5 protein-coding genes are annotated in these 6,221 nt (G+C 75.3%); 2 read left to right on the forward strand and 3 right to left on the reverse strand.

Annotated elements, in window-relative coordinates:
- Both cobA and DVA66_RS15710 read left to right on the forward strand, forming a co-directional pair.
- A partial coding sequence (gene cobA, locus DVA66_RS15705) for a uroporphyrinogen-III C-methyltransferase (RefSeq protein ID WP_198671829.1) occupies nt 1-895 on the forward strand: 895 nt, incomplete at its 5' end.
- Nucleotides 892-2,004 (forward strand): uroporphyrinogen-III synthase, encoded by a 1,113-nt coding sequence (locus tag DVA66_RS15710; RefSeq protein WP_232821998.1) that lies wholly within the window; start codon nt 892-894, stop codon nt 2,002-2,004. The genes cobA and DVA66_RS15710, both read left to right, overlap by 4 nt.
- 18 nt (nt 2,005-2,022) lie before the next feature.
- Here the strand turns inward: DVA66_RS15710 and DVA66_RS15715 are convergent, their stop codons facing one another.
- The 3 genes from DVA66_RS15715 to uvrC form a co-directional block, all read right to left on the reverse strand.
- Nucleotides 2,023-3,234 carry a hypothetical protein gene (locus DVA66_RS15715; RefSeq protein WP_157974046.1) on the reverse strand — a complete coding sequence of 404 codons (1,212 nt, stop codon included), beginning with the start codon at nt 3,232-3,234 and terminating at the stop codon, nt 2,023-2,025.
- 10 nt (nt 3,235-3,244) lie between these two features.
- Complete coding sequence (locus DVA66_RS15720; RefSeq protein ID WP_114560928.1) at nt 3,245-3,937, reverse strand: DUF1345 domain-containing protein; 693 nt, start codon at nt 3,935-3,937, stop codon at nt 3,245-3,247.
- A gap of 64 nt (nt 3,938-4,001) precedes the next feature.
- Nucleotides 4,002-5,969 (reverse strand): excinuclease ABC subunit UvrC, encoded by a 1,968-nt coding sequence (uvrC, locus tag DVA66_RS15725; protein ID WP_114560929.1) that lies wholly within the window; start codon nt 5,967-5,969, stop codon nt 4,002-4,004.
- Nucleotides 5,970-6,221 lie beyond the last annotated feature (252 nt).

The raw sequence follows: 6,221 nt of genomic DNA on the forward strand, positions 1-6,221 counted from the left end.
CGGGGAGGACGACCTGGACGGCTGCTGGCTGCTGGCCGTGGCCACCGGCAGCGCGGGAGAGGACGCCCGCCTGCTCGCCGCCGCGGAGGGCCGCCGGCTGCTGACGGTGCGCCCGCCCGTCCCGGTCACCCGCCCGCCGGCCCGTCGCGGCCACGGCCGGGTGGTGCTGGTCGGTGGCGGTCCGGGCGCGGAGGACCTCATCACCGTCCGCGGGATGCGCTGGCTGGAACGGGCCGACGTGGTGGTCGCCGACCGGCTCGGCCCGAGCACGCTGCTGCGCCGGCTGCCCGTCGGGGTGGAGGTGGTCGACGTCGGCAAGACCCCGGGGCACCACCCGGTCAGCCAGGCCGAGATCAACCGGGTGCTGGTCGACCAGGCCGCGCTGGGCCGGACGGTGGTGCGGCTCAAGGGCGGCGACCCCTTCCTGTTCGGCCGCGGCGGCGAGGAGTGGCTGGCCTGCGTGGAGGCCGGTGTGGACGTCGAGGTGGTGCCCGGGGTGAGCAGCGCGCTGGCGGTGCCGGCCGTCGCCGGGGTGCCGGTCACCCACCGCGGGCTGGCCCGCGGGGTCTGGGTGGAGCACGGCCACGGCCGGCTGAGCGAGGCCGCGGTCGCGGCGGTGCGCGACGGCGCGGCCACCCTGGTGGTGCTGATGGGCATGGCGAACCTCGACCAGCATGTCGCCGACCTGCTGGCCGGCGGGGCCGACCCCGGCACACCGGCGGCGGTGGTCGAGCGCGGCACCACCCCGCAGGAGCGCTCGGTCCGCGCCCCGCTGACCGAGCTGGTGCGGGCCGTCCGGGAGCAGGGGCTGCAGGCCCCGGCTGTGGTGGTGGTCGGCGCCGTCGTGGCCGCCCTGGCCGGCGGGGCCGTCGGGTGCGGAGAGAATGAGGTATGAGCCCAGGACTGGACCAGGTGATGGCCGGGTGCGTGGTGCTGGTGACCGCCGACCGCCGCTCCGGTGAGCTGGCCGGCGCGCTGACCCGCCGCGGTGCGGTGGTGCGGCACGCGCCGGCGCTCACCATCGTCCCGCACCAGGAGGACGAGCAGCTGGTCGCCGACACCCGCGCGCTGCTGGCCGACCCGCCCGAGGTGCTGGTGGTGACCACCGGCATCGGCCTGCGCGGCTGGATCGAGGCCGCCGACGCCGTCGGGCTCGCCGACGAGCTGGTGGAGACCCTGGGCACGGCGCGGATCATCGCCCGCGGCCCGAAGGCCCGCGGCGCCATCCAGGCCGCCGGGCTGCAGGCCGACTGGGTGGCCGAGTCCGAGACCTCGGCGGAGATCCTCGAGCTGCTGCTGGACGAGGGCGTGGCCGGCACCAAGATCGCGGTGCAGCACCACGGCGCCGGCGCAGACGGCCTGGACCTCGAGCTGGCCGCCGCCGGCGCGCAGGTGCGCAGCCTGGTGGTCTACCGCTGGGGGCCGCCGCCGGACCCGCAGAAGGTCGAGCAGTCGGTGCGCGCCGCCGCAGCCGGTGAGCTGGACGCCGTCGTCTTCACCTCCGCGCCCGGGGCGGCCGCCTGGCTGGAGGCGGCCGAGCGGGTCGGCGTGCTGGAGGAGGTGGTCGCCGAGTGCGTCGCCGGCCGGCTGGCCGCCGCCGCGGTCGGCCCGGTGACCGCCCGCCCGCTGCAGGACCGCGGCATCGACCCGCTGGTGCCCGAGCGGGGCCGGCTCGGCGCGTTGGTCCGCACCCTGGTGCACCACTTCGAGGAGGCGGCCAGCACCGCCGTCGTCACCCGGGCCGGCGCACTGCAGGTGCGCCGCACGGTGGCCCTGCTGGACGGCCACGTGCTGCCGGTCTCCCCCAGCGGGCTGGCGGTGCTGCGTGAGCTGGCCGACGCCTCCGGCGGCGTGGTCTCCCGCGAGCAGCTGCTGCGGGTGCTGCCCGGCGACTCCAGCGACCCGCACACCGCCGAGGTGGCCGTGGCCCGGCTGCGGGAGGTGACCGGGCGCGACCTCATCCAGACCGTCGTCCGGCGCGGGTACCGGCTGGCCCTGGCCTGACCGCCTGCTCCGCGACGGCTAGATCCAGGTGAGGAGCAGCGGGTCGCCGATCAGGTCGAGCGCCGCCCGCACCTGACCGGCCCGCCAGCTCGGATGGTGGACGAGCCGCAGGCTCCCACCGAGGTCACCCAGCGCCGCGGTGCTCCAGCCGGCCGGGCCCAGCTGGGCCGAGACGGCCTCGGCGATCTCGACCGCTCCGCGCAGGTCGGGGTCGAGATCGATCCTCACCCCGGCCGCCTGCGCCAACGGAGAGGCGCTGACCTCCGCCGCGACCGCCGCCGGGTCCGACCCGCGGTCGACGACCACGGTCACCCCCCGCTGGTCGAGCAGGGTCGCGAGCAGATGCTCCGGAGTGCGGTCGGGAGCTACGCCGCCGAGGCCCAGCCGCACGTCCTCGGCCGCTCGCGCCGCGGCCCGCACCTCTGCGGCGATGCCGACGTCGCCGAGCAGGGCCGCCAGCTGGAACCAGCCGTCCAGCCCCGCGGTGGCCACCGGTCGCCCCTCGCGGTACCGCCGGAGCGGGAGGTCACCCGCCCGCGCCGCGGGTCGCACCATCTCGCACGCGAGCGCGTAGTCGTCGACCAGCACGCCGCAGGCGCCGGCGAGGGCTTCGGCCCGCGCCCGGTCCACCTCGGCCGCCTCGCGGCGGGAGGGCCAGTCCGCCTGCTGCCAGCCCCCGTGCCGCCACACCAGCGGTTCGCGGGTGACGGCGTCGTGCGGGCACTCCCTCAGCTCTCGGCTGGCCAGCTCCGCCACCGTCCGCAGGCCGTCCCAGTCCTCGGTCCCGGTGAGCAGCGCGCAGCCGGCGGTGGGCACGAGGAGCAGCGGCTCGCCCTGCACCACCACCCGGTCGGCGACGAGGTCGGTGTGCAACAGCCAGGCCGGCAGGTCGGGGTCGACCGAGCGGTAGGTGCCCGCCTGCACCCGCTCGAGCCGGGTGCGTCCCAGCGCAGACCGGCTGTCCTCGAACGCCGCGGTCAGCACGGCGGCCGCCTCGACGCCCCACTCCCGGGCCAGCCCGGCGGTCACCGTCACCACCTCCGAGCCGACCCGCAGCCCGGCCCCGAGCAGCGTCCCGAACGGGCCCCGGGCGACCAGGGCCAGGTCGTCCCGGTCGGTGTCCTGCAGCGCGCGGGTGCGGATCCGCTCCGGCACCACGCCGAGGACCCGCGGGGCAAGCGCACCCCGGGCCGCCGCGAGGGCCGCCGGCAGTGCCGGTCGTCGGGTCATCCGAGGCCTCTCAGCCGCTGCTGAGCAGCAGCGAGACGAGCAGCGCGACGATGACGCTGCTGAACACGAACCCGGTGATGGCGTGCACGCTGACGAGCCGCCGGCTGCGGCGGTCGGTCAGCTCGACGTCGGAGCTGGCGTAGGTGGTGGAGACCTGGATGGCGGCGTAGAAGAAGTCGCCGAGCGTACGGGCGGAGTCGTCGCCGTCGGGGAACCGGAACCCGCCTCCGCCTGCCCACGCCCGCGCGTACTCGACGGCGAACGACGTCACCAGCAGCACCCAGTTGCCCGCCACGCAGAGCAGGCAGGCGCCGATCAGCAGCGGCTGGGAGCGGAGCTGCGCGTTGAGCGCCAGCGCCAGCACGGCCCCCACCGAGACCAGGGCCACGTAGACCGCCCACTGCATCGACCAGCCGCGCTGCAGCATCCGCAGCACCGGGTGCCGGGTGTCGGAACGGCGGAGTGAGGACCGGAAGGCGTCACCCGTCAAGCCACGGAAGGCGAGCAGGGTGAGCACCAGGAAGACCGGGCCGTAGAGGCCGAAGCCGATCATCAGGATGGCCAGCACCCGGCCGGCCACCTGCGCCACGTCGTCACCGGAGGCGGCGTTCGCCAGGCTCCCTGCCACCACGACCGCGGTGGTGGCGACCGTGGTCACCGTGTGCCGGTTGAGCTCCGACCTCAGCAGTCCGTGCGCGCGCATGGCCGGCAGCGTAGGGCCGTCGGGGATCGCCGTGCCGGCGGCCGCGGGGGTGGTCGCCGTGCTGCTACTCCAGCACCTCGCCGGTGGCCGTGTTGACGGCCTCGGCCGGCGGCCGGTCGGCCAGGGCGGTGGCGATGTTCTCCGCCAGCCGCGGCCCGATCCCCGGCACCTGGGAGATCTCCTCCGGGGTGGCGGCGCGCAGCTTCCTCATCGACCCGAAGTGCCCGACCAGCGCCTTGCGCCGGATCTCGCCCAGCCCCGACACCTGGTCCAGCGCCGACTCCAGCATCGTCTTGCTCCGCCGGCCGCGGTGGTGGGTGATGGCGAAGCGGTGCGCCTCGTCACGGATCCGCTGCAGCAGGTAGAGACCCTCGCTGGTGCGAGGCAGGATGACCGGGAACTCCTCCCCCGGTACCCACACCTCCTCCAGCCGCTTGGCCAGCCCGCACAGCGCGATGTCGGTGATCCCCAGCTCGGCCAGCGCCTGCTCGGCCGCGGCCACCTGCGGCGGCCCGCCGTCGACCACCACCAGGCCCGGGGTGTAGGCGAACTTCCGCGGCGCCCCCGTGGTCGGATCGACCAGCAGCGGCCCGTCCGGGTCGTCGGGGTCGGTGAGCTCGGCCCGCTCCTCCAGCAGCCGTCGGAACCGGCGGGTGATGACCTCGTGCATCGAGGCGACGTCGTTCTGCCCCTCGACGCCGCGGATGACGAAGCGGCGGTACTCGCTCTTGCGGGCCAGCCCGTCCTCGAAGACCACCATCGAGGCGACCACCTCGCTGCCCTGCAGGTTGGAGACGTCGAAGCACTCGATCCGCAGCGGCACCTCGGGCAGGTCGAGCGCGGCCTGGATCTCCTCCAGCGCCCGGTTGCGGGTGGACAGGTCGCTGGCCCGCTTGGTCTTGTGCCGGACCAGCGCCTCCTCGGCGTTCTTGGTGACCGTCTCCATCAGGGTGCGCTTGTCGCCGCGCTGCGGCACCCGCAGGCTGACCCCGCTGCCACGCCGCTGGCGCAGCCACTCCGTCACCGTCGGGTCGCTGGGCAGCTCGGGCACCAGCACCTCCCGCGGCACCGGCGAGCCCTCGTCGACACGGGTCTCGTCACCGGCGTAGAGCTGGACGAGGAAGGTCTGGATCAGCTCACCGGTCGTGGAGTCGTCCATCCGGTCCGCGACCCAGCCGCGCTCACCACGGACCCGGCCGCCGCGGACGTGGAACACCTGGACCGCGACCTCCAGCGGGTCCTCCGCCAGAGCGATGACGTCGGCGTCGGTGCCGTCGGCGAAGACGATGGCGTTCTTCTCCATCGCCCGGCGCAGCGCCCCGATGTCGTCGCGGATCCGGCCCGCGCGCTCGTACTCCATCGCCTCCGCCGCCTTCTTCATCTCCCGCTCCAGCCGGCGCAGCAGCGGACCGGACTGACCGGAGACGAAGGTGCAGAAATCGGCGACGATCTCGCGGTGCTCCTGGGCGTCCACCCGGCCGACGCAGGGCGCGGAGCACTTGTCGATGTAGCCGAGCAGGCAGGGACGTCCGCTCTGCTGGGCGCGCTTGAACACCCCGGTGGTGCAGGAGCGCATCGGGAACGCGCGCAGCAGCAGGTCGACCGTCTCGCGGATCGCCCAGGCGTGGGAGTAGGGGCCGAAGTAGCGGGTGCCCTTGCGCTTGGGGCCGCGGCCCACGAAGACCCGCGGGAACTCCTCGGACCAGGTGACCGCCAGCCACGGGTAGGACTTGTCGTCGCGGTACTTGACGTTGAACCGCGGGTCGAACTCCTGGATCCAGGCGTACTCCAGCTGCAGCGCCTCGACCTCGGTCTGCACCACCGTCCAGTCCACCCGGGCGGCGGTGCGCACCATGGTCTGGGTGCGGGAGTGCAGCGAGGCCGGGTCGGCGAAGTAGGAGTTCAGCCGGGAGCGCAGGCTCTTGGCCTTGCCGACGTAGATGACCCGCCCGGTGGCGTCGCTGAACCGGTACACCCCGGGGTCGAGGGGGATGGACCCCGGTGCGGGGCGGTAGGTCGCCGGATCTGCCACGTCTGCCACTCTATGAGGGCGCACCGACACCCCCCGCCGTCCCGCTCCCGCCACCTCCGGCTCGCCCGGGACGGCCGATCCGAGGAGGACCATGCCGGACGTCGAGACCCCCGTGCTGCGGACCGACCGCCGGGGCCTGCTCCGCGGCGGCGGCCTCGCCGCCCTCGCCCTCGGCGGCGCGCTGACCGGCTGCACCGGGGCCGGGCAGCCGTCACCCACCGCCTCCGCCGGCGGTCCGCCCGGGGTGGACGC

The sequence above is a fragment of the Desertihabitans aurantiacus genome, from assembly GCF_003344635.1.
In the GTDB taxonomy this organism is placed as follows: domain Bacteria; phylum Actinomycetota; class Actinomycetes; order Propionibacteriales; family Propionibacteriaceae; genus Desertihabitans; species Desertihabitans aurantiacus.

Bases quoted from the DNA above. Each gene is read 5' to 3' on its own strand.
- DVA66_RS15710 (WP_232821998.1), top strand. From the start codon at position 892: ATGAGCCCAGGACTGGACCAGGTGATGGCCGGGTGCGTGGTGCTGGTG.
- DVA66_RS15715 (WP_157974046.1), bottom strand. From the start codon at position 3,234: ATGACCCGACGACCGGCACTGCCGGCGGCCCTCGCGGCGGCCCGGGGT.
- DVA66_RS15720 (WP_114560928.1), bottom strand. From the start codon at position 3,937: ATGCGCGCGCACGGACTGCTGAGGTCGGAGCTCAACCGGCACACGGTG.